The sequence below is a fragment of the Pseudomonas sp. GM33 genome (genome assembly GCF_000282295.1).
Classification (GTDB): Bacteria; Pseudomonadota; Gammaproteobacteria; order Pseudomonadales; family Pseudomonadaceae; genus Aquipseudomonas; species Aquipseudomonas laurylsulfatiphila.
Genome location: NZ_AKJO01000146.1, coordinates 18,615 through 40,137, shown reverse-complemented (window position 1 = coordinate 40,137; position 21,523 = coordinate 18,615). Strand labels below are relative to the sequence as shown.

At 61.8% G+C, this 21,523-nt stretch carries 19 protein-coding genes; 10 read left to right on the top strand and 9 right to left on the bottom strand.

The annotated features are described in order from the left end of the window. Positions 1 to 50: 50 nt before the first annotated feature. On the bottom strand, positions 51 to 932 hold the full coding sequence (locus PMI26_RS05410) for a LysR substrate-binding domain-containing protein (protein WP_007978506.1): 882 nt from the start codon (positions 930 to 932) through the stop codon (positions 51 to 53). 159 nt (positions 933 to 1,091) lie between these two features. On the opposite strand from PMI26_RS05410, the gene PMI26_RS05415 reads away from it, so the two are divergent. The 6 genes from PMI26_RS05415 to PMI26_RS05440 all read left to right on the top strand — a co-directional run bounded on the left by PMI26_RS05415 (position 1,092) and on the right by PMI26_RS05440 (position 8,622). Then, positions 1,092 to 2,729, top strand: coding sequence for a 5-guanidino-2-oxopentanoate decarboxylase (locus PMI26_RS05415; RefSeq protein ID WP_007978504.1), 1,638 nt, complete (start codon positions 1,092 to 1,094; stop codon positions 2,727 to 2,729). Then, positions 2,726 to 4,174, top strand: coding sequence for an aldehyde dehydrogenase family protein (locus PMI26_RS05420; RefSeq protein ID WP_007978502.1), 1,449 nt, complete (start codon positions 2,726 to 2,728; stop codon positions 4,172 to 4,174). Before PMI26_RS05415 ends, PMI26_RS05420 begins: the two co-directional genes overlap by 4 nt. 320 nt (positions 4,175 to 4,494) lie before the next feature. Beyond that, on the top strand, positions 4,495 to 5,598 hold the full coding sequence (locus tag PMI26_RS05425) for an extracellular solute-binding protein (RefSeq protein WP_007978499.1): 1,104 nt from the start codon (positions 4,495 to 4,497) through the stop codon (positions 5,596 to 5,598). A gap of 196 nt (positions 5,599 to 5,794) precedes the next feature. Continuing rightward, positions 5,795 to 6,703: an ABC transporter permease gene (locus PMI26_RS05430; protein ID WP_007978497.1), complete on the top strand. Its 909-nt coding sequence runs from the start codon at positions 5,795 to 5,797 to the stop codon at positions 6,701 to 6,703. Continuing rightward, positions 6,700 to 7,548: an ABC transporter permease gene (locus PMI26_RS05435; RefSeq protein ID WP_007978496.1), complete on the top strand. Its 849-nt coding sequence runs from the start codon at positions 6,700 to 6,702 to the stop codon at positions 7,546 to 7,548. Before PMI26_RS05430 ends, PMI26_RS05435 begins: the two co-directional genes overlap by 4 nt. Positions 7,549 to 7,566: 18 nt before the next feature. Continuing rightward, positions 7,567 to 8,622 carry an ABC transporter ATP-binding protein gene (locus tag PMI26_RS05440; RefSeq protein WP_007978493.1) on the top strand — a complete coding sequence of 352 codons (1,056 nt, stop codon included), beginning with the start codon at positions 7,567 to 7,569 and terminating at the stop codon, positions 8,620 to 8,622. Between the two features lie 130 nt (positions 8,623 to 8,752). Here PMI26_RS05440 and PMI26_RS05445 read toward each other — a convergent pair whose 3' ends face one another. Next, positions 8,753 to 9,682 carry an AraC family transcriptional regulator gene (locus tag PMI26_RS05445; RefSeq protein WP_007978490.1) on the bottom strand — a complete coding sequence of 310 codons (930 nt, stop codon included), beginning with the start codon at positions 9,680 to 9,682 and terminating at the stop codon, positions 8,753 to 8,755. A 362-nt stretch (positions 9,683 to 10,044) separates the two neighbouring features. On the opposite strand from PMI26_RS05445, the gene PMI26_RS05450 reads away from it, so the two are divergent. Together PMI26_RS05450 and PMI26_RS05455 are read left to right on the top strand one after the other, a co-directional pair. Next, positions 10,045 to 10,398, top strand: a complete 354-nt coding sequence (locus PMI26_RS05450; RefSeq protein WP_007978488.1) for a putative quinol monooxygenase — start codon at positions 10,045 to 10,047, stop codon at positions 10,396 to 10,398. A gap of 41 nt (positions 10,399 to 10,439) precedes the next feature. After that, entirely contained in the window at positions 10,440 to 10,670 is a 231-nt protein-coding gene (locus PMI26_RS05455; RefSeq protein ID WP_007978486.1) for a hypothetical protein, read from the top strand. Here PMI26_RS05455 and PMI26_RS05460 read toward each other — a convergent pair whose 3' ends face one another. From PMI26_RS05460 to PMI26_RS05490, 7 genes are all read right to left on the bottom strand, one after another. After that, positions 10,671 to 11,300: a flavin reductase family protein gene (locus tag PMI26_RS05460; RefSeq protein ID WP_007978484.1), complete on the bottom strand. Its 630-nt coding sequence runs from the start codon at positions 11,298 to 11,300 to the stop codon at positions 10,671 to 10,673. It abuts the gene before it with no gap. Positions 11,301 to 11,570: 270 nt separating this feature from the next. Further along, entirely contained in the window at positions 11,571 to 11,762 is a 192-nt protein-coding gene (locus tag PMI26_RS05465) for a hypothetical protein (protein WP_007978482.1), read from the bottom strand. Between the two features lie 223 nt (positions 11,763 to 11,985). After that, positions 11,986 to 13,305, bottom strand: coding sequence for an MFS transporter (locus PMI26_RS05470; protein WP_007978480.1), 1,320 nt, complete (start codon positions 13,303 to 13,305; stop codon positions 11,986 to 11,988). A 301-nt stretch (positions 13,306 to 13,606) separates the two neighbouring features. After that, positions 13,607 to 14,941 carry a sigma-54-dependent transcriptional regulator gene (locus tag PMI26_RS05475; RefSeq protein ID WP_007978477.1) on the bottom strand — a complete coding sequence of 445 codons (1,335 nt, stop codon included), beginning with the start codon at positions 14,939 to 14,941 and terminating at the stop codon, positions 13,607 to 13,609. Further along, positions 14,935 to 16,701 carry a sensor histidine kinase gene (locus PMI26_RS05480; RefSeq protein WP_007978475.1) on the bottom strand — a complete coding sequence of 589 codons (1,767 nt, stop codon included), beginning with the start codon at positions 16,699 to 16,701 and terminating at the stop codon, positions 14,935 to 14,937. Before PMI26_RS05480 ends, PMI26_RS05475 begins: the two co-directional genes overlap by 7 nt. Before the next feature lie 485 nt (positions 16,702 to 17,186). Then, positions 17,187 to 17,405, bottom strand: coding sequence for a hypothetical protein (locus PMI26_RS05485; RefSeq protein ID WP_007978473.1), 219 nt, complete (start codon positions 17,403 to 17,405; stop codon positions 17,187 to 17,189). A 163-nt stretch (positions 17,406 to 17,568) separates the two neighbouring features. Then, positions 17,569 to 19,092 carry a fumarate hydratase gene (locus PMI26_RS05490; RefSeq protein ID WP_007978471.1) on the bottom strand — a complete coding sequence of 508 codons (1,524 nt, stop codon included), beginning with the start codon at positions 19,090 to 19,092 and terminating at the stop codon, positions 17,569 to 17,571. Between the two features lie 382 nt (positions 19,093 to 19,474). Between PMI26_RS05490 and PMI26_RS05495 the strand changes: the two genes are divergently transcribed. Together PMI26_RS05495 and PMI26_RS05500 are read left to right on the top strand one after the other, a co-directional pair. Further along, positions 19,475 to 20,581 (top strand): GGDEF domain-containing protein, encoded by a 1,107-nt coding sequence (locus PMI26_RS05495; RefSeq protein ID WP_007978470.1) that lies wholly within the window; start codon positions 19,475 to 19,477, stop codon positions 20,579 to 20,581. After that, on the top strand, positions 20,574 to 21,509 hold the full coding sequence (locus PMI26_RS05500) for an iron-sulfur-binding ferredoxin reductase (RefSeq protein WP_007978468.1): 936 nt from the start codon (positions 20,574 to 20,576) through the stop codon (positions 21,507 to 21,509). The genes PMI26_RS05495 and PMI26_RS05500 overlap by 8 nt, the downstream gene beginning before the upstream one ends. Positions 21,510 to 21,523 lie beyond the last annotated feature (14 nt).

Below are 21,523 nucleotides of genomic sequence, written 5' to 3'. Positions count from 1 at the left end.
AAAACAAGATCAAAAGATCGCAGCCTTCGGCAGCTCCTACAGGTGGCGGCTCAGCGAGACTGCGCCTGCTCCACCAGCCACCCCATCAATTCACGTAACTTCGGCGAAGGTCCGGGTTTTTCGGGGAATACCAGGTAATACGCCAGCCCTGTCGTGACCTTCAATTCGAATGGCATGACCAGCCGCCCGGCATTCAGGTCATCGCCGATCAGCGACCAGTCGCCAATCGCCACCCCCGTACCCTGGGACGCCATCGACATCGCCAGGTCCAGTGTTTCGAAATGCTGGCCCTTGCCGACATTGGTCAAATTCACATCCGCGGCCTTCAGCCAGGCCTTCCAGTCCCGTTCATCGCGGGTCGGGTGCAGCAGCAGGTGTTGTTGCAGATCGGCAGGTGTCTGCAGGGGCATGGGGCCTTCGAGCATCGGTCTGGAACACACCGGCGTGAGTTGCTCGTCGAAGAGTTTTTGCGACATCAGTGAATTGTCCGGCGGCGCGCCGTACATCACCGCCGCATCGAACTGCTCGAGATGAAAATCCACGCCGTGCTTGACCGTGGTGGTCAGTTCCACCGGCACGTCCGGGCGCTCTCTTTGCCATTGCAGCAGGCGCGGCAGCAACCAGCGCATGACGCAGGTCGGTGCCTTGAGTTGCAGGGTTTCGCGCTTCTCGCCGATCTGCTCCACGGCCTCGTCGATCAGGCCGAAAATCTGCTGCACCCGTGGCAGCCACTCCCGTCCTTCGGCGGTCAGGTCCAGGCCTCGGGCCTGGCGGATGAACAGCTCATAACCCAGGTGATCTTCCAGCCCGGCGATCTGCCGGCTGACCGCGCCCTGGGTGATGTGCAGTTGTTCGGCGGCCCGGGTGAAATTGCAGCACTGCGCGGTAATCAGAAAAGTGTGCAGCGCCGGCAGGGGAGGCAGTCGTTTCATTGGGATCCAAGGTATGACGTGAGGACATGGCTAGTATGACTTTTTATCCATTGTTGCGGCTACGTGTCGCCCGTTCCAATGAGGCCATTCCCGGGCCTGCCAATCCATCATAAACACAGCGCATGCCCGGCGTCTCAAACGAACAAAAAGGGCAAAGACATGGCGACGTGCGGCGAAGTATTGGTCAAGTTACTCGAAAACTACGGAGTCGAGCAGGTGTTCGGCATTCCGGGGGTTCATACCGTGGAGCTGTATCGCGGGCTGGCCCGTTCGAGCATCAACCACGTGACGCCTCGCCATGAGCAGGGCGCCGGCTTCATGGCCGACGGCTACGCCCGCACCAGCGGCAAACCGGGCGTGTGCTTCATCATCACAGGCCCTGGCATGACCAACATCACCACCGCCATGGGCCAGGCCTACGCCGATTCGATCCCGATGCTGGTGATCTCCAGCGTGCAATCGCGCAGCCAGTTGGGCGGCGGTCGCGGCAAGCTGCATGAACTGCCGAACCAGGGCGCACTGTGCGCCGGTGTCGCGGCGTTCTCCCACACCCTGATGTCGGCGTCGGAATTGCCGGTTGTGCTGGCTCGCGCCTTTGCGCTGTTCCAGGCAGGCCGTCCGCGTCCGGTGCACATTGAAATTCCATTGGACGTGTTGGTCGAAGACGCTGACGAGCTGCTCAGCAGCCTGCCGGTCAACATCGACCGCGCCGGTGCTTCGCCGAGTGCCGTGTCGCGCATGACCGAATTGCTGGCCAACGCCAAGCGTCCGCTGATTCTCGCTGGTGGCGGTGCCATCGACGCGGCGCCCGAGCTGACCGAGCTGGCCGAACTGCTGGACGCGCCGGTCGCACTGACCATCAATGCCAAGGGCATGCTCGCCTCCGGCCACCCGTTGCTGATCGGCTCGACCCAGAGCCTGGTCGCCACCCGTGCGCTGGTCGCCGAGGCCGACGTGGTCCTGGCCATCGGCACCGAACTGGCCGAGACCGACTACGACGTGACCTTCGCCGGTGGCTTCGAAATTCCTGGCAAGTTGCTGCGCGTGGACATCGACCCGGACCAGACCGTGCGTAACTACCCGCCGCACGTGGCGCTGGTGGCCGACTCGCGCAACGCTGCCCAGGCTTTGCTCAGCGCCTTGTCGCACAAATCCCTGGCCGAACGCCGCAACGATTGGGGCCAGGTACGGGCCGCTCGTCTGCGTGAAGACCTGGCCATGACCTGGGACGCACCGACCCTGGCACAGACCCGTTTCCTCGAAACCGTCCTGCACGAGCTGCCGGACGCGGTGTTCGTCGGTGATTCGACCCAACCGGTCTACACCGGCAACCTGACGTTCAACCCGGAGCGTCCACGTCGTTGGTTCAACTCGTCCACCGGTTACGGCACCCTCGGTTACGCCTTGCCGGCGGCGATTGGCGCCTGGCTCGGCGGCAGCGCTAAAGACGGTGCTCGCCCGCCCGTGGTGTGCCTGATCGGTGACGGCGGCCTTCAGTTCACCCTGCCGGAACTGGCCAGCGCCGTTGAAGCGCGCACTCCGGTCATCGTGCTGCTGTGGAATAACCAGGGCTACGAAGAGATCAAGAAATACATGGTCAACCGTGCCATCGAGCCGGTCGGCGTGGACATCTACACCCCGGACTTCATCGGTGTGGCCAAGGCCTTGGGTTGCGCGGCCGAAGCCGTCAGCAGTGTCGAGCAATTGCGCGGCGCATTGCGTGTGGCCCACGATCGCCAGGGCCCGACCCTGATTGAAATCGACCAGGCCGAGTGGATGAAGGCGGTGTCGAAATGACTTTCCCGACTACCCTGGATGGCCTGTACATCAACGGCCAATGGTCGGCCGGCAATGAACACCTGCGGGTGATCAACCCGGCGACCGAAGCCCTGTTGACCACGGTCAATGGCGGCGATGAGCGTGCGGTTGATCAAGCGGTGAGCGCGGCGACCCGGGCGTTCGCCGTCTGGTCGAAAACCACCGGCGCCGAACGCGCTGCCATCCTGCGCAAAATCGCCGCGGGCGTGCAGGCCAACCGTGAAAAACTGATGCACTTGCAGTCGAGCAACAACGGCAAGCCGCAATTCGAAGCCGCGATCGACGTCGATGATGTGATCGCCACGTTCGAGTATTACGCCGGTCTGGCCGAAGGGCTGGACGCCAAGCAGGACAACGCCATCGAATTGCCGAGCGACGACTTCAGTGCGCGCCTGCGCCGTGAGCCGTGCGGCGTAGTCGGCCTGATCGTGCCGTGGAACTTCCCGATGGTCACCACCGCCTGGAAACTCGCCCCAGCCCTGGCCGCCGGTTGCTGTGTGGTGCTCAAGCCTTCGGAAGTGACGCCGCTGCCAGAACTGGAGCTGGCAACGATCATCGCTGAGGCTGGCTTGCCGGCAGGCGTGTTCAACCTGGTGTGTGGCACCGGTCTGGCTGTTGGCGCGCCATTGTCGGCGGATTCGCGTATCGCGAAAATTTCCTTCACAGGCAGTAATGCCGTTGGTGTGCAGGTCATGCAGCGGGCGGCGGAAACCGTCAAAGGCGTGAGCCTGGAACTGGGCGGCAAATCATCGCTGCTGGTGCTGGCCGATGCCGATCTCGACCTGGCGGTGGAAGTGGCTTGCGGCGGTGGTTTCTTCAACGCCGGGCAGATGTGCTCCGCCACCAGTCGCGTGCTGGTGGCCGATGAACTGGCCGACGAATTCCTCAGCCGCGTGAAGGCCCGTGCCGAAGCGATTCGCGTGGCCGACCCGTTCGACCCGAACGTGGAAATGGGCGCGCTGGTCAATCAGGCGCAATACCAGCGTGTCCTGGGTCACATCGATCGTGGTTTGAGCGCTGGCGCCAAGCTGGTTTGCGGTGGCAATCGCCCGGCGAACCTGCCGCGCGGATATTTTTTGCGGCCGACGGTTTTCACCGAAGTGCCCCTCGACAGTGCACTGTGGTGTGAAGAGATTTTCGGCCCGGTGATCTGCGTACGCAGTTTCGCCTCTGAAGCCGAGGCGATTGCCTTGGCCAACGACAGCCAGTTCGGCCTGGTCGCCAGTGTGGTCACGCGCAATGCCGAGACCGCCGACCGCGTCGCCAACGCTTTGCAGGCAGGGCTTGTGTGGATCAACGCACCGCAGGTGATCTTCCCGCAGACCGCCTGGGGCGGCTACAAACAGAGCAGCATAGGCCGTGAATTGGGGCCGTGGGGCTTGCAGGCTTTCCAGGAAATCAAACACGTGATCCGGGCTGTCTGACACCAATCACTGTAGGAGCGAGCCTGCTCGCGATGGACGTCAACGATAACGCGGGGTACCTGAATGAGAGCGGTGCCCTTGCGTCCATCGCGAGCAGGCTCGCTCCTACAGAAAACCCATCCGCATGCCCCGAAAGAAGGCATGCATTGGCGTCATGGCTTCAATGAATTTTTATCGATAGTCAGGTGTTTTACACAACCTCAGGATGAACTCACTGGTTCAGCCAACCCCCCGAAAATAGAGGGGCCAACGCTAATCCAGTCGCGCGGATGCAACAGTTTCGACCTGCCTTATACCTACAAAAACAAAGGGAGTCCGTAATGGGCGAGCATGATCTGAACAGACGTCAATTTATCAAGACCGTGGGCGTAGCCTCGGTTGCAGCAGCGGCCATGAGCATGCCGTTCATCAAGGCCAATGCCAGCGACACACGTTTTGCCGGCAAGACCTTGCGTTTGCTGACCTGGTCCGACGACACCGGCCTGGCTGCACTGCGCAACATCGCCGCGACGTTCGAAGACAAGTACGGCTGCAAGGTCATCGCTGACCGCACTGGCAGTACCTCGGAAATGGTCGCCAAACTCAAGGCCGGCGGTGATCGTCCGCAGTACGACATCATCACCCTGGCAGGCGTCGGCGCCGAAGGTCTGGCCGCCGCCAACCTGCTGGAAAAACCCGACCTCAACCGCATTCCCAACCTGGTCGATGTCCCGGAGAAGTACCGCACCGGCGCCAATGGCCACGGTATCGGTTACCTGCTGTGGTGCAACAGCCTAGTCTACAGCACCCGCACCCAGAAAGAAGCCCCGACCAGCTACGCCTCCCTGTGGGATGCCGACGCGGCGCCGAACATCTTCCTGCCGCCGCCGAACTGGACCGAGGCCATGGACCTGATCATCATCGCCGCCAAACTGGCCGGTGGTGACGAGCACAACATCGAACCTGGCTTCAAGAAACTCGCCGAGCTGAAAGATCGTGTGGTGACCCTGGGTGAAAACCCGAACCAGATTGCCGAACTGTTCCGCACCGGCTCCCTGGACATGGGTGGCCTGTATGCACCGGCGTTCTTCCCGAAACAGATCCGCGATCCGAACTACGGTCTGGGCGCGACCTTTGGCATGAAGGAAGGTTTCTACACCGACCTGATGCTGTCGGTGATGCCGAAGAACCGTCCGGGCGATACCGACATGGCCTATGCCTTCATCAACCACTCCCTGGACCCATTGGTGCAGGGCAAGATGGCTGAAGACATCTACAACGGCCCGGTCAACGCCAAGGCGATCATCTCCGCCGAAGCGCGCAAGAGCCCGTACATCCTCACGCCGGAGCAGATTGCCGAGAAGGCGATCATGCACGACAACGCCTTCCTGGCGACTGTGCATGACCAATGGATTCGTCGTTACACGGAAATCTTTTCTTCCTGATCGAGTGACGCTCGCAAGCCCTTGAAGCACCACAAATCAAATGTGGGAGCGGGCTTGCTCGCGAATGCGGTGTGACATTCAACATTGATGTCGGCTGACACGGCCTCTTCGCGAGCAAGCCCGCTCCCACATTAGAAACGCTGTGCTTTCAGGTCTTGTGTCTGTCAGCTGCTTTCCATTGACGAGACCCTTTGCTATGGAACACCAACCTCTGACCCATCCGGTGAGTGCCGCCCCCGTGCGCGCCGCTCGGGGTGTTTCGCCAACGACGCGCGCCTGGTTTTTCCTCACGCCGTCGATGCTGTTTCTTGGCGTACTGATTGCCGCGAGCCTGCTGGTACTGCGCATGAGCGTGGGCACCAAAGGCGCGGAATGGTCCGGGTTCAGCCTGGCCAGCTACGCCCAGTTGCTGGAACCCTATTACCTCAAATCCCTGATGCTGACCCTGCGCCTGGCGCTGATCAGCGCGGTGATCGCCGTGATTCTGGCGATCCCGGTGGCCTACACCATGTCGCGCCTGACCTCGCCGTTCGTGCGACGGATTTTCCTGGCGGCGGTGTTGCTGCCGTTGCTGGTCAACCTGCTGCTGCAAAGCTACGGCTGGCTGGTGATCCTCGGCCCAGGCGGCATGCTCAACCAGACCCTGATGGGCCTGGGCCTGATCAAGCGCCCGATCATGCTGTTGTACAACCAGAACGGCGTGTTGATGGGCCTGGTGCAAACCGCCTTCCCGCTGGCCGTGTTGCCGATCGCCAGCGCCATGCGCGGCGTCGCCCGCAGCTACGAAGAAGCCGCGGCCACCCTCGGCGCCAGTCGCTTCCAGGTGTTCCGCCAGGTGGTCTTGCCGATGAGTCTGCCGGGGATCATTACCGGTGCGACCCTGGTGTTCGCCTACAACGCCAGCAGTTTCGTGGTGCCCTTGCTGCTCGGTGGCCGCCGCGTGCCGATGCTGGCGGTGATGGTGCATGACCAGATCGCCCCGCTGATGAACTGGCCTGCCGCATCCGCTGCCGGCGTGGTGCTGATCGTCACCACACTCGCGATCATGACCCTGTCCGAATACATCACTGGCCGTCGTCGTCGCATGCTGGAGGCTTCCCAATGAGTACCCTGACCAAGAAGCGCTATGGGCTGTTGCCTGGCGAGACCGGCAAGTTCGCCGGCATCCTCTCGGGCTTCATCCTGCTGTTGGCGGTGCTGCCGATCCTGACCATGATCGTGATGTCGTTCAGCGGCGCGTCGAACCTCGACTTCCCGCCGAGCAGCTACAGCCTGCAATGGTACAAGGCCGCCTGGCACACCTTCGTGTCGCCGGACGCCAGCGATGTGCTGAGCCTCGGCCAGGCAATGAGCACCAGCCTGCTGGTATCGTGCCTGACCATGATTTTCGCCACGATCATCGCAGTGCCGGCGGCCTACGCGCTGACCCGTTGCGAGTTCCGCGGCAAGGCCGTGGCCCTGCAACTGATGTCGTTGCCGCTGGTGTTCCCGATGGTGGTGTTGGGTCTGGCGTTGCTGCTGGTGTTCGACAGCCTGCCGTTCCACATGACGACCTCGCGCCTGGTGATTGCACACGTGATCCTGGCACTGCCGTTCGTGGTGAAAAATTGCACGGCGGCGATGCTCTCCATCGGCAGCGAAGTCGAGGAGGCCGCGCAGATGCTCGGTGCTTCACCGCTGCGGGCGATTGTCGATGTGGTGGTGCCGTTGATGAAGTCGGGGATCCTGGCGGGCATGCTGCTGGCGTTCATCGTCTCGTTCAACGAATTCACCGTGACTTACTTCCTCTACACCATCGATGTGATGACCGTGCCGATCTGGATGTACAGCCGCACCGTGTCTTCGCTCGACCCAACCGTATTTTCGTTTGCCGTGCTGATCGTGCTGATCGACTTCGTCCTGATCTGGGCGCTGGAGAAGCTGGTTGGTGAAGGTGGCGTTTCGTTCTGATTTCTTGAGGTACTTCAAATGTCTGGTCTGATTCTGGAAAACGTCGAGAAACATTACGGCTCGGCCTGCGCGGTAACCGATGTGAACCTGCACTTGCCCGAGGGCAAACTGGTGTGTTTCCTCGGCCCTTCGGGCTGTGGCAAAACCACGCTGCTGCGCATGATTGCCGGCCTTGAAACCCTGACCGGCGGCGAGATCCGCCTGGACGGTGAAGACATCGGCCACACCCCGGCGCACCTGCGCAACTTCGGCATGGTGTTCCAGTCCCTGGCGCTGTTCCCGCACATGACCGTGGGTGAGAACATCGCCTATCCGCTGAAACTGCGCGGGGTCAGCAAGGCTGACCAGCAGGCGCGGGTGGTGGAGTTGCTGGAACTGATCCAGTTGCAACCGATGATCGATCGTCCGGTGGCCAAGCTCTCCGGCGGACAACGCCAGCGTGTGGCGATTGCCCGGGCGATTGCCAACCACCCGAAAATCCTCCTGCTCGACGAACCGTTGTCGGCGCTGGACGCCAAGCTGCGCGAGTCGATGCAGGTGGAAATCCGTCAACTGCAACAGCGCCTGAACATCACCACCATCATGGTGACCCACGACCAGCGTGAAGCCATGACCATGGCCGATATCGTGGTCGTGCTCGGTGAACATCGGGTGCAGCAGGTCGGCACGCCGATTGAAATTTACCGGCACCCGGCCAACGAGTTCGTTGCGGACTTCATCGGCTCGGGCAATATCTTCCCGGCCACGGCGCTGGGCAACGGCAAGGTCAGCCTGCCGGGTGGCGATGCGCTGCAAGTGCCGATCTGCACGAGCGTTGCGGCAGGGGAAAAGGTGAAGATGCTGATTCGTCCCGAAGACCTGCAACTGTCGGCGCCGCAGGCGACGGCGGGCAACCGCTTGCTGGGCAAGGTGACCTTCGTGCGCGATATCGGCGCGACCATCGAGACCACGGTGGAGTGTTCCGGGGTGTCGTTTACCGCGCTGAGCACGCCGTGCCAGGGCTTTGGCCTGAGCGTCGGTCACCCGGTGTCGGTGACCTTGCCGGCGGAGGCTTGCCGGGTACTGGGGGCCTGATCCCGGTTTGATGCTGTTTGTACTGGCCTCATCGCGAGCAAGCTCGCTCCCACATTGGACGGTGTACGCTGGACCCTGTGGGAGCGAGCTTGCTCGCGATGAGGCCAGTACTGCTTGCAAAGAAACAAGTTCAGACTGACAACCGCAACCGCGCCAGATCCCTTAGCGGCGGCGCCCCGAACAACCGGCTGTATTCCCGGCTGAACTGCGACGGACTTTCATACCCTACGCGATACCCCGCCGCCGAAGCTTCCAGCCCTTCGGCCAGCATCAACCGTCGCGCTTCCTGAAGGCGCAACTGCTTCTGATACTGCAACGGACTCATCGCCGTCATCGCCTTGAAGCGGTGATGCAGGGTCGACACGCTCAGGTTCACTTCTTTCGCCAGATCATCGATGCGCAATGGCTGTTCGAAATTGCCATTGAGCCATTTGATCGCCTGGCTGACGCGATGGCTCTGACTGTTGGCGATGGCGATTTCGTACAGTCGATGCCCTTGCTTGCTGCGCAACAGTCGATAGAGGATCTCCCGGCGAATCAGCGGCGCGAGCATGGCAATGTCTTTCGGCGTGTCCAGTAGCCGTGCCAGGCGCAGCACGGCATCCAGCATGGCCGTGTCGAGCCGCTCGACATACAGCCCGCGCCCGGTCGGCCGGGAGGGCACGCCGAGGGGGCCGGCGTCGGCGATCAGCGCGGTGATTTCCGCCGGATCGATGTCCAGGCGCAGGGCCAGGATCGGTTCCTCGGCCGAGACATCCACCACCCGTCCACTGAGCGGCATCGAGACCGAGACCACCAGGTAGTTCAACGGGTCGTAGTTGAAGTACTCGTTGGCCAACTGAACTTCCTTGCGCCCCTGGGCCATGATGCACAGTGCCGGTTGCGCCAGCACCGGGGCAAACTCGTGGGACTGGCTGTGGCGGGACATGAACAGCGAGCCGATGGCCGTGGCATAACTGCCATCTTCGGCGGTGTTACGGCGGATGATCGCCGCCAGTTCCGCGCGCTGCTTTTCCATGTCGGTGTCCAGCGGGGCTTGAAAGTGATCGAGCGACGTCATGCGCGGCATCCTCGGCAGGCATGGAGGGAATGGAGCAGAGCATAAGTTTGTGCAAGTGGCAGCGGTAGACACATCCTGCCGGATGCTTGCCTGATTCTGCCTGGGGTGACTTCCAGCCAGCGCATCACAGGCAGTCCCTGCCATCCCCCAACCCCTGTAGGCGCTGCCGAAGGCTGCGATCTTTTGATTTTGTTTTCAAGATCAAAAGATCGCAGCCTTCGGCAGCTCCTACAGGAAGTTTCGCAGGATTGTGCAATGCACCGGCAGGAATCGACTAACGAGACAGGCGTCGTGGCCCTTAACCTTTGATCCTGTCGCAGCCCGTCCCACGGCTGCCACGCGACTCCCCGGGAGGGTTGAACATGTCCAAGCAGATCCCCGTCAGTCATATGGCCTTCGTTCGGGCGCGCGCCGGGCGCTCGACGGAACTCGGTGTGCGCCTCAGCGCCCTGATCGAACCGTCCCGCGCAGCACCGGGCTGCCTGAGCTTCGCCTTGCAGCATTCGCAGTGCGATCCGGAACTGTGGCTGGTGTCCGGTTTCTGGAGCGATCAACAGGCCATGACCGCCTACTTCAGCACACCGGCGATGGAGATTTTTGCCGAGTTGGTGCAGGAGCTGGTGGTCAACAGTCTGGATTTCCACACCTTCAAGGAGGTGTCGGCGGCGCAGGCCCTCGGTCAGTCCGGACTGACGGTACACAAACTGGCCGGTTGAGGGTTTAATGACGGCATTCTCAACCAGCCAGGATTCGCGACATGGCACGTAAAGCCTTTGATCACTTCGAAGCTGTTTCCGCTGTTGTACCGGGCGAGGGGGGTTACCACGCCGCTATCGCCGTCAAAGCGCTGGGTGGTGCCGGCGCCCCGCGGTTTCACAAAGTGCTGGAAGGCCAGACCTTCAAGACGGCCCACGAGGCCGATGAAGCAGCCGCCAGGGAGCTGACCCGCCTCAAGGACGTCAAGGAAAACACCGACCTGCTCTGGTGATCACTTCACCGCCCCCGGGCGGTACATCTTGAACAACGCCTCAGGCCCCAGCTGGAAATAATCCGCCGGCCCGCCGCCGCGCAGAATCGGTTCTGCCGCGGCGGTGTCGTATACCCCATCCTTCAACAGCCATTTGGCGATATGCACGGCGACCACTTCGCCGAGGATCAGCCAGCTCGGCACCACATTGCCGTCCGCCCGCTGCAACTGGATGATCTGCGTGACCTTGCACTCGAAGGACACCGGGCTTTCGGCCACCCGTGGCACCTGAATGACCCTCGATGCAACGGTCGTCAGGCCGGCCAGTTCGAATTCGTTGACCTCAGGCCTGACCATGGCGCTGCTCTGGTTCATCTGCTCGGCCAGCGGCCGTGTGGCCAGGTTCCAGGCGAACTCGCCGGTTTGTTCGATGTTGTTCAGGCTGTCTTTGCGTCCGACGCTGGAAAAACCAATGATCGGCGGGATGTAGTTGAAGGCGTTGAAGAAACTGTAGGGCGCGAGGTTCAAGCGGCCCTCGGCATCCTGTGAAGAGATCCAGCCGATGGGACGCGGGCCGACGATGGCGTTGAACGGATCGTGGGGCAGGCCGTGGCCGTTGGCGGGTTCGTAGAAGTGGATATCGTCGGGCATCAGGTGGGATTTCCAGAGCTTTCGGGGAGACGTGCATGGTGCAAGCACGCGCCGCAGATTTCCAGTCGGATTCGGTACCTGGAATGATGGGATCCAATGTGGGAGCGAGCTTGCTCGCGATTGCGGACCGACATTCAGCATAGATGTTGACTGAATGTCAGTCATCGCGAGCAAGCTCGCTCCCACAGGTTTTAAGTGATTGCCAGACTTTGTGTTCCTCCAAAAACGACCAGATCCGGCCGAAGCCGGGCTGTGAATTTCCTTCCACATTCAGCCGATAGCTTCTGCGCTGCCGGTTTTGTCGAAACCGTCAGAGGCATAGGCGTCAGAGTGGCTGCGTTCGATGGCCGCGCTGGTGCCAGAGCCGTAGGAGGCCGAACCGGTCTTGTCGTAGCCGTCGGCAGCAAAGGCATTGGCAGCCAGCACGGAAAGGGTCAGGGCAAGGATCAATCGGGTTTTCATGGCAGGTACTCCAGGTACGTTCGCAATGGGTACGTTCAGGCACTCCTTCGAGGCCTGTAACGGATATACGTGCGTCCTGTCGATCTGGATGCACTCAGCTGCAGGCTGCTGCCGGTGCATTAACCGATGATTATCCGGGTGGAGGGGGAGACGAATGGTGCCCTTCGCGAACCCGTTCGCGAAGGGCCTGGCGCTCACCGTTGCAGTGAGCGCCGGTCGGCGATCAGTCGGTGACGATCCGCGAATGTTTGCGGGTGTCTTTCATGGTGATGTACACCAGCAACGACACGGCAATACAGGCGGTCACGTACCAGTAGTACCCCGTCTCCATGCCGATGCTCTTGAACCACAGCGCGATGTATTCAGCGGTGCCGCCGAAGATCGAAACGGTCAGTGCGTACGGCAGACCCACGCCCAGGGCGCGGATTTCGGTCGGGAACAGTTCGGCTTTCACCACGGCGTTGATCGAGGTGTAGCCACTGACGATGATCAGCGCCGCCATGATCAGGAAGAACGCGCCCCACCAGGTGGTGATGGTGTGCAGGGTGGTGAGGATCGGCACGGTGAACAGGGTGCCCAGGATGCCGAAGGCAATCAGGATCGGCCGGCGACCGATTTTATCCGACAGCCCGCCGACGATCGGTTGCAGGCACATGAACAGGAACAGCGTGGCGGCGGAAATGGTGGTGGAGTCGGAAATGCTCATGCCGACAGTGTTCACCAGGTATTTCTGCATGTAGGTGGTGTAGGTGTAGAACGCCAGGGTGCCGCCCATGGTCAGGCCGACCACGGTCATCAGTTCCTTGGGGTGACGCATCAAGGTGCGCATCGCGCTTTCCTTGGCTTTTTCTTTCTTGGTGAAGGACTCGGTCTCTTCCATGCCGCGACGCAGGTACAACGCAACCACTGCACACAGCGCGCCGATGGCGAACGGGATGCGCCAGCCCCAGGCGTACAGCTCTTCGGTGGTCAGCAGTTGTTGCAGCACGATCAACACCGCCAGGGCGATGAGCTGGCCGGAGATCAGGGTCACGTACTGGAAGCTGGAGTAGAAGCCGCGACGTTCCTTGGTCGCCATTTCGCTGAGGTAAGTGGCGGAGGTGCCGTATTCGCCACCCACCGACAGGCCTTGCAGCAAGCGCGCGAACACCAGCAGGATCGGCGCACCGATGCCGATGACTTCATAACTCGGGCTCAGGGCGATCAGCAGCGAGCCGAAGCACATCAGGTACACCGAGGCCATCAGCGCCTTTTTGCGCCCGACTTTGTCCGCATACAGCCCCATCAGCCAGCCACCGATCGGGCGCATCAGGAAGCCCACGGCGAAGATCGCGGCGGTGTTGAGCAATTGGGCGGTGGTGTCGCCTTTGGGGAAGAAGGTCTTGGCGAAGTACAGGGAGAAAGCGGCGTAGACGTACCAGTCGTACCACTCGACCATGTTGCCAACGGAGCCGCTGAAGATCGATTTGATGCGGCTGGACGTGGTTCTTTCTTTGGCCGGCACGGCAGCCGACCCAAGCGGCAGGGAGTTGGAGTTATCCATTGAAGGATCCTTCATTTAATTGTTTTTGTGGAGCGCGGTTAAACGCAGCCTGCAGGGGCTATAGCAGGAGCTGTGCCAAGGGGGAGAGGGCCGGTTTAGAGGGGTTTGGGTGTTTTGGTGAGCGGAAATCCGCTTATTTGTGGCGGGTGATGAGCGGAAATTTGCTTACCTGGAGGGGTATTTGTATTGCCTTTGCCGGCCTCTTCGCGAGCAAGCCCGCTCCCACAATGTTCGGCGTACACAGATCCACTGTGGGAGCGGGCTTGCTCGCGAAGAGGCCAGAACAGGCACCACAAAAAACTCAGTTCTCTTGAAGGAACATCTCCCGGCTCAACCCATGCCGCTGCATCTTTTCATTGAAGGTCCGGCGTGGCAGTTGCAGCTCTTCAAGCACCGCCTTGACGTCACCCTTATGCCGGGTCAACGCCGCGCGCAGGCACTGTGCTTCAAAGGCCTCCTGCTGCGCCGCCAGCGACTGACCGGGCTCGATCCCTGCCGGTACAGGCTCACCAAGCCCCAACACCTGGCGCTCGGCGACGTTCGCCAGTTCGCGCACATTGCCCGGCCAGTCGTGGCTCAGCAGGTGACTCAACTGCGCACCGCTCAGCGGTGGAAATTTACGTCCCAGCCGTTCAGCCGCGTTTTGGGCAAAGGATTCGAACAGCAACGGGATGTCTTCACGGCGTTCGCGCAAGGGCGGCAGGCGTAGTTCAGCGACGTTCAAGCGATAGGCCAGGTCTTCGCGAAAACGTCCGGCCCGCGCTTCGTCGAGCAGGTCCGGTTTGGTCGCGGCAATGATGCGCAAATCCACGCGAATGCTCTGGTTCGAACCCAGTCGCTCAAGCTTTTGCTCTTGCAACACTCGCAGCAATTTCACCTGCTGGGCCAGCGGCATGCTTTCGATTTCATCGAGAAACAGCGTGCCGCCGTCGGCGTATTCGAGTTTGCCGATGCGCTTGCCGGCCGCCCCGGTGAACGCGCCGCTCTCGTGACCGAACAGTTCGGCCTCGAACAGTTGCTCGGGGATGGCCGCGCAATTGAGTGCGACAAAAGGCTTGTCGGCTCGTGGCCCGAAGTCATGCAGGCAGCGTGCGACCAGTTCCTTGCCGCTACCGGTTTCCCCGCGAATCAGCACGTTCACTGGCAGGGCTGCCAGGTCCAGCACCTGCCGACGCAGGGTTTGCAGGCAACGGGACACGCCGAGCAGCGTGGCATCCAGCTTGGCGCGGTTGTCCGCCTGTTCGTGCAGTGCGCGGTTTTCCAGCACCAGCCGGCGTTTGTCGAGGGCGCGGCGCAGGCTGCCGAGCAGGGTTTCCGGGCTGAAGGGTTTCTCGAGGAAATCGTAGGCGCCGTCGCGCATGGCCTCGACGGCCATCGGTACGTCGCCATGGCCGGTCAACAGGATCACCGGCAAATCGGCATCCCGGCGTTGCACCTCGGCCAGCAGTTCCAGGCCGGTCATGCCGGGCATGCGCACATCGCTGAGAATCACCCCGGCAAAGTGCCTGGGCAATTGCGCCAGGCATTCATCGGCGCGGCTGAACAACTGCACCTCGAATCCCGACAGGCTCAACCATTGTTCGACGGCACTGCGGATGCTGCTTTCGTCGTCGACCACCATCACTGAGTTCAGCATGGTTCATGCACCTCCTGGTCGATGGGCAAGGTCAGGGTAAACACGGCACCCTTGTCATGATTGCCGGCACTCAGGCGCCCGCCGGATTCGTGAACGATGGCGAACGATACGGCCAAACCGATGCCCAGGCCATCGCCCACCGGTTTGGTGGTGAAGAACGGATCGAACACCTTGGGCAGGTTCTCTTCGGCGATCCCGCCACCGTTGTCGATCACGCTCAGGCGCCACAATTGTTCGTCGGCTTCGAGGCGGATTTCCAGGCGTTTGCAGGGTTTGTCCTGCATCGCATCGAGGGCGTTGCGCAGCAGGTTGATCAGCACCTGTTCCAGGCGAATCGCATCGCCGCGCACCCAGGCCGGGCGGGTCAGGTGCAACACGGTGCTGACCTGTTCGTCACGCAGCCGGGTGTCGAGCAGTTGCAGCGACTGGTCCACCACCGCCGCCAGGTCCAGGCGTTCGCGCAAACCGCTGGGGCTTTTGCGGGCGAAGGTTTTCAGGTGGCCGGTGAGGGCCGCCATGCGCGTGAGCATTTCATCCACCGGTTTGAGCGCCTTGTAGGCGTCGTCGACCCGGCCGTGGTCGAGCAGCAGGCGCAAGGTCGCCAACTGCATGCGCTGGGCGGTGAGCGGCTGGTTGATCTCATGGGCCAGGGCGGCGGACATCTGCCCCAGCGCCGCGAGTTTGGCCGACTGCACCAGGCCCTCCTGGGCGGTGCGCAGGTCGCGGGTACGCTCTTCCACCAGTTGTTCGAGTTCTTCACGACTGCGCTGGCGCAGCCTGGCCAGGCGCCAGCGCTGATTGAGAAACAGCAGCAGGAACACCAGGGTCAGCCACAATCCGGCCGCAGCGAGGGCGGCATTGCGGCTGTCTTCGAAGGCGACTTGCGGGCGCCGCAGCAGATGCAGGGTCCAGCCCTCGGCAGTCAGCGGCAGGGACTCCCACAGGTAGTCCGCCTTGCCGTCCGGGCCATCGACCCGAGCCAGGTCACTGTTGTCGTCGAAACGCCGCAACGATTGAAACTCCAGCGGCGTCAGCGGCTGCTTGTCGTACTGGCGGGTGGCCTTGAGTTCGGCGTGATCGCTGTCGCTCAGCGGCTTGAGCAGGCGATAGCGCCAGCCCGGCTGGTTGGCGATGAAGATGATCCCGCGCGCGTCGCTGACCAACAGCGTATCGCTGCCCTGGCGCCACTCGCGTTCCAGCTCGGGAAATTCCAGTTTCACCACCATGGCGCCGAGGAACTGCCCGTCGTCATCGCTGACCGCGCTGGAGAGGAAGTAGCCGGGAATCCCGCTGGTCACGCCGACCGCGTAAAAACGCCCGGTGCCCTGGGTGCGGGTCTGGTTGAAATAGGGGCGGAAACCGTAGTTATGGCCGACATAACTGCTGGGCAAACGCCAGTTGCTCGCCGCCACGGCGAGGCCGGTGCGATCGAGCAGTTCCAGGGTCGAGGATTCGGCGGCGCCGTTGATCTTTTCCAGTTTGCGGTTCAACGCATCCTGCTGCCCTGGGCTCACCGCCCCCTTGAGCGCCGAGCGCAACTCCGGGTCCAGCGCCAGCACGGCGGGCAGGGCGCGGTAACGTTCGATCAGGGTATGCAGCGACGTGGCATAGAGCGCCAGTTGCTGATTGGCTCGGGCGGCGTCTTCGACCATTGACTGACGGACGGCGTGGCGCATGGCCAGGGTCGCGGCGATGGCGGCGCCGGCGATGATCAGCAAGGTATAGAGCGCCAGGCGCAGGGATCTGGAGGTCGGGAGCATCGAACGTAAATCGGACAAAAGAAAAGATAGGAGGCGCAAGATAGCATGCGGACTATCTTGCGCCAGATCTCATCTCACTGCGCCCGAGTGGATACCTTGAGCTTTCAACGATTTATGTTTGGTCTTATCTGTTCCAGTTCATCTGTCAGTTTCCCCAACGAAACTACCGAGCTCCTGGAGTTGCTCAGATCATCATAGTTCAGGTGTGCTTCATGCATTCTGTTGGCTAGCCCGGTCTGGTCAGACGGTTGGTCACCAGTATCCTGATTGGCTCCACGGGTTCGCTAGAGGGTGAACCGGTGAAAACGCATGAGTGTTTCACGGAGAAACGTTTTACATGCACAGGGGGAAGTTCGGTGGGTAAATGGCTGCTTATGAGTCGCCTTGTACGGCGTTATCCCGAGTACATTCCCAAGCAGTTTCACTGCGAAACGCTTCGACTGACCAGCACTCACACATGGTACCGCCATCGAGAATGGCGCGTATCAAAATAACCCCGCTTGGATTTTCTGCTGCAGCAGCGCAGCGAGTTCACGGCAGGGGTATTGGGCTTGCAGCTCCCATGCTTTACAGCCGAGTGCATGTTGAAAGGCTCCGGCGTCCATGAGGTCCTGAACGCTCCCGCACAACCGACAGCGCACCAGCGGGCCGTCGAGCGTCCAATGCTTATTCCAGGCTTCCAGCGGCAGGTAGGTAACGGACATTCAAAACTAGGCCTTTGGCGAGGCACGATAGGGGCTTCGTGCGCTTAAAACCACTCACTGCAAGTGATGGTAGGCCAGTCCCCGGGGGTTGGTGATTAGAAGGTAAAAAAAAACCGCGCTGTCATACAAACAGCGCGGTTTTTTTTAATCAGCGGTCAAGTGCTTACTGCACTTCCACCGCCAGGCTGTCACTGATCTTTTTCTGCCAGATGGCAGGACCTGTGATGTGTACGGACTCGCCCTTGCTGTCGACCGCTACGGTCACCGGCATGTCCTTGACCTCGAACTCGTAGATCGCTTCCATGCCCAGTTCGGCAAACGCCAGCACCTTGGACTTCTTGATCGCCTGGGCGACCAGGTAAGCGGCGCCGCCGACGGCCATCAGGTACACGGCCTTGCTGTCCTTGATCGCTTCGATCGCGGTCGGGCCGCGCTCGGATTTGCCGATCATGCCCAGCAAGCCGGTCTGCTCGAGGATCTGGCGGGTGAACTTGTCCATCCGCGTCGCGGTGGTAGGACCTGCCGGGCCAACCACTTCGTCACCGACCGGATCGACCGGGCCGACGTAGTAGATGAAGCGACCCTTGAGGTCCACCGGCAGGGTTTCGCCCTTGTTCAGCATCTCGACCATGCGCTTGTGCGCAGCGTCGCGACCGGTGAGCATCTTGCCGTTGAGCAGGACGGTTTCGCCCGGCTTCCAGCTCTGCACGTCTTCCGGGGTCAGGGTGTCGAGGTTGACGCGACGGGCCGACGGGCCGGCTTCCCAGACGATTTCCGGGTAGGCGTCCAGCGGTGGCGCTTCCAGCGAGGCCGGGCCGGAACCGTCGAGCACGAAGTGTGCGTGACGGGTGGCGGCGCAGTTCGGGATCATGCACACCGGCAGCGAAGCGGCGTGGGTCGGGTAGTCCATGATCTTCACGTCGAGCACGGTGGTCAGGCCACCGAGGCCCTGGGCGCCGATGCCCAGCTGGTTGACCTTCTCGAACAGCTCCAGGCGCATTTCTTCGATGCGGTTCTGTGGGCCGCGAGCTTTCAGCTCGTGAATGTCGATGGATTCCATCAACACTTCCTTCGCCATGACGGCGGCTTTCTCGGCGGTACCGCCGATGCCGATGCCGAGCATGCCCGGTGGGCACCAGCCGGCGCCCATTTCCGGGACGGTCTTCAGCACCCAATCGACGATCGAGTCGGACGGGTTGAGCATGGCCATCTTCGACTTGTTCTCGGAACCGCCGCCCTTGGCCGCCACGTCCACTTCCACGGTGTTACCCGGAACGATGGAGTAGTGGATGACGGCCGGGGTGTTGTCCTTGGTGTTCTTGCGAGCGCCCGCCGGGTCGGCGAGGATCGAAGCACGCAGGACGTTTTCCGGCAGGTTGTAGGCGCGACGCACGCCTTCGTTGATCATGTCGTCCAGGCCCATGGTGGCGCCATCCCAGCGCACGTCCATGCCGACACGGACAAACACGGTGACGATGCCGGTGTCCTGGCAGATCGGGCGGTGGCCGGTGGCGCACATGCGCGAGTTGATCAGGATCTGCGCCATGGAGTCACGGGCCGCTGGCGATTCTTCGCGCAGGTAGGCTTCGTGCATCGCCTGGATGAAATCCACGGGGTGGTAGTAGGAAATGAACTGCAGGGCGTCGGCAACGCTCTGAATCAGGTCGTCTTGCTTGATCACGGTCATGAGTCGCGCTCCTCTAAAAGACGGGAACATTCAATAAGGTGCTTGCAGCTTGGGTGCATCGGTCGGTTGCAAGCACCTTTCAAGGCACGCCGGGCATGCTGGCGCGACGCTAAAAAGGCGCGGCAGTATACCGCGCCTCGGTTCCGTAAACACCCGCCGGTGGTCAAACCTTGGTCGCATCTTCGCACCCGGTCCCTGTAGGCGCTGCCGAAGGCTGCGATCCTTTAAGATCAAGATCAAAAGATCGCAGCCTGCGGCAGCTCCAGGGGAATCGGGTCATGCCGAAAATTGAATGGTCATTTATCGGCCACGCCACTAAAGTGACATACGGTCTGTAGAGTAGGACGCTCTGTCAGTCTCCTTTCATTTGGTGAGTCAACGATTGACCCATAACGCCATCCAGCGCCTGTTGCTCAAACGTTTCGCCCTCGCGGCCGGCACCTATGCCCTGGCATTGCTGTTGCTGTGGCTGGCGTTTTTTACCGGTCACTACGACGCGCCGCTGGCCAGTGTCGCCATCGGCAGCGCACTGGTCGTGACCAGCCAGGCCATCCTGTTCGCGGTGTTCTACAGCGGCTGCAACCTGCGTTTCGCCGACCCCAGCCTGACCGAGGCGCAAGTGTTGTTGGGGCTTGGCTGGCAAACCTGGCTGATCGCCCATTTGGACGAAGCCCGGGGTGCGTTCCTGGTGTTTTATGTCCTTGTCTTGCTGTTCGGCCTGTTCCATCTGTCACGCCGGTCCTTTGTGCGATGCGCCTTGCTGGTGTTCTTCAGCTTTAGTGCGATTACCCTGTGGGAGGGCTACCACTTCCAGTTGCCCGACCCGGCCATGGCGGTGTTGCAGGTCTGCGTGCTGTTCATCGTGCTGGTGTGGCTGGTGTTGTATGCCCGCTACGTCCAGGCTTCACGACAACGCATGCGTCAGCGGCGTTTTGCCTTGCAGGCGCACCAGGACACCTTGCGCGGGATGATGCGCCAGCTCGAAGACCTGGTGGCCACCGACGAGCTCACAGGCCTGTTCAATCGCCGGCATTTCCTGCGCCTGGCTTCCCGCGAGTTGAATGCCATGGAAGCCGGTGTCGTCCATGGCCTGGCGCTGATCGACCTCGACCATTTCAAACGCATCAACGATCTGCACGGGCATGCCGCCGGCGATCAGGTGCTGCAGGCCTTTGCCGGCGTTGCCACCGCATGCCTGCGTGACAGCGATGTGCTGGCTCGCTACGGCGGCGAAGAATTCGTGGTGCTGCTGCCCGATTGCGATGCCGACAGTCTGACTTCGTGCTGCGAACGGCTGCGCATCGCCTTCACCGATGTCGAGTTGATCGGTCTGAATGTGCGCAACCTCAGCCTGTCCGCCGGCATGACCCTGTTGGAGTTGGGCGACGACCTCGATGACGCGCTGCAACGGGCCGATCAGGCGCTCTATCGGGCCAAGCGTGACGGCCGTAACCGATGCGCGGCGGCGTGGGAGAACGTCGATGCCTGAGTTGCGGGTTGGCGAGCGCCACTGGTCGGTAGCGGCGGGCAGCAATCTGCTCGACGCGCTGAATCAGAACGGCGTACCGGTGCCTTACAGTTGCCGCGCCGGCAGTTGCCATGCGTGCCTGGTGCAGTGTGTGCGGGGCCTGCCGAGCGACTGCCGGCCGGATGCCCTGAGTGCGCAGCAGCGCGAACAGGGTTGGCGCCTGGCGTGCCAGTGCCAGGTGGTCGAGGACTTGCAGGTGCATGCTTTCGACCCGCAGGTCGATGGTCAACCGGCCGAAGTTGCCGCCGTCGATTGGCTGAGCAGCACGGTGCTGCGCTTGCGGGTGATCGCGCAGCGACCGTTGCGCTACAGCGCCGGCCAGCACCTGGTGTTGTGGGCGGGCAACGTGGCGCGGCCGTATTCCCTCGCCAGCCTGCCGCAGGAAGACCGTTTTCTGGAGTTTCATCTCGATTGCCGCCAGCCCGGGGAGTTCAGCAATGTAGCCAGGCAAATGCAGATCGGCGATCCGATCCGACTCGGTGAATTGCGCGGCGGCGCCTTGCATTACGATCCGGACTGGCACACCCGGCCGTTGTGGTTGCTGGCGGCCGGCACCGGGTTGGGGCCATTGTTTGGTGTGTTGCGCGAAGCGCTGCGCCAGGATCACCAGGGCGCCATCCGTGTCATTCACCTGGCCCATGATGCCGATGAGCACTACCTGGCCAAGCCTCTGCAGGCCATGGTGGCCAGCCGCCCGAACCTGAGTGTCGAACTCTGGACCCCGGCCGAGTTGCCAGCGGCTTTGGCGCAACTGCGGCTTGTTTCCCGGCAAACCCTGGCCTTACTCTGCGGAGCCCCCGACAGTGTCGATGCCTTTGCCCGGCGCCTGTACCTGGCGGGATTGCCGCGCAATCAACTGCTGGCCGATGTGTTCCTGCCCCGTGGTTGAGCGCTGACTTTTCA

What these genes read in the sequence shown, in the direction of transcription:
- PMI26_RS05410 (WP_007978506.1), bottom strand. Translation starts at nt 932, where the DNA reads ATGAAACGACTGCCTCCCCTGCCGGCGCTGCACACTTTTCTGATTACC.
- PMI26_RS05415 (WP_007978504.1), top strand. Translation starts at nt 1,092, where the DNA reads ATGGCGACGTGCGGCGAAGTATTGGTCAAGTTACTCGAAAACTACGGA.
- PMI26_RS05420 (WP_007978502.1), top strand. Translation starts at nt 2,726, where the DNA reads ATGACTTTCCCGACTACCCTGGATGGCCTGTACATCAACGGCCAATGG.
- PMI26_RS05425 (WP_007978499.1), top strand. Translation starts at nt 4,495, where the DNA reads ATGGGCGAGCATGATCTGAACAGACGTCAATTTATCAAGACCGTGGGC.
- PMI26_RS05430 (WP_007978497.1), top strand. Translation starts at nt 5,795, where the DNA reads ATGGAACACCAACCTCTGACCCATCCGGTGAGTGCCGCCCCCGTGCGC.
- PMI26_RS05435 (WP_007978496.1), top strand. Translation starts at nt 6,700, where the DNA reads ATGAGTACCCTGACCAAGAAGCGCTATGGGCTGTTGCCTGGCGAGACC.
- PMI26_RS05440 (WP_007978493.1), top strand. Translation starts at nt 7,567, where the DNA reads ATGTCTGGTCTGATTCTGGAAAACGTCGAGAAACATTACGGCTCGGCC.
- PMI26_RS05445 (WP_007978490.1), bottom strand. Translation starts at nt 9,682, where the DNA reads ATGACGTCGCTCGATCACTTTCAAGCCCCGCTGGACACCGACATGGAA.
- PMI26_RS05450 (WP_007978488.1), top strand. Translation starts at nt 10,045, where the DNA reads ATGTCCAAGCAGATCCCCGTCAGTCATATGGCCTTCGTTCGGGCGCGC.
- PMI26_RS05455 (WP_007978486.1), top strand. Translation starts at nt 10,440, where the DNA reads ATGGCACGTAAAGCCTTTGATCACTTCGAAGCTGTTTCCGCTGTTGTA.
- PMI26_RS05460 (WP_007978484.1), bottom strand. Translation starts at nt 11,300, where the DNA reads ATGCCCGACGATATCCACTTCTACGAACCCGCCAACGGCCACGGCCTG.
- PMI26_RS05465 (WP_007978482.1), bottom strand. Translation starts at nt 11,762, where the DNA reads ATGAAAACCCGATTGATCCTTGCCCTGACCCTTTCCGTGCTGGCTGCC.
- PMI26_RS05470 (WP_007978480.1), bottom strand. Translation starts at nt 13,305, where the DNA reads ATGGATAACTCCAACTCCCTGCCGCTTGGGTCGGCTGCCGTGCCGGCC.
- PMI26_RS05475 (WP_007978477.1), bottom strand. Translation starts at nt 14,941, where the DNA reads ATGCTGAACTCAGTGATGGTGGTCGACGACGAAAGCAGCATCCGCAGT.
- PMI26_RS05480 (WP_007978475.1), bottom strand. Translation starts at nt 16,701, where the DNA reads ATGCTCCCGACCTCCAGATCCCTGCGCCTGGCGCTCTATACCTTGCTG.
- PMI26_RS05485 (WP_007978473.1), bottom strand. Translation starts at nt 17,405, where the DNA reads ATGTCCGTTACCTACCTGCCGCTGGAAGCCTGGAATAAGCATTGGACG.
- PMI26_RS05490 (WP_007978471.1), bottom strand. Translation starts at nt 19,092, where the DNA reads ATGACCGTGATCAAGCAAGACGACCTGATTCAGAGCGTTGCCGACGCC.
- PMI26_RS05500 (WP_007978468.1), top strand. Translation starts at nt 20,574, where the DNA reads ATGCCTGAGTTGCGGGTTGGCGAGCGCCACTGGTCGGTAGCGGCGGGC.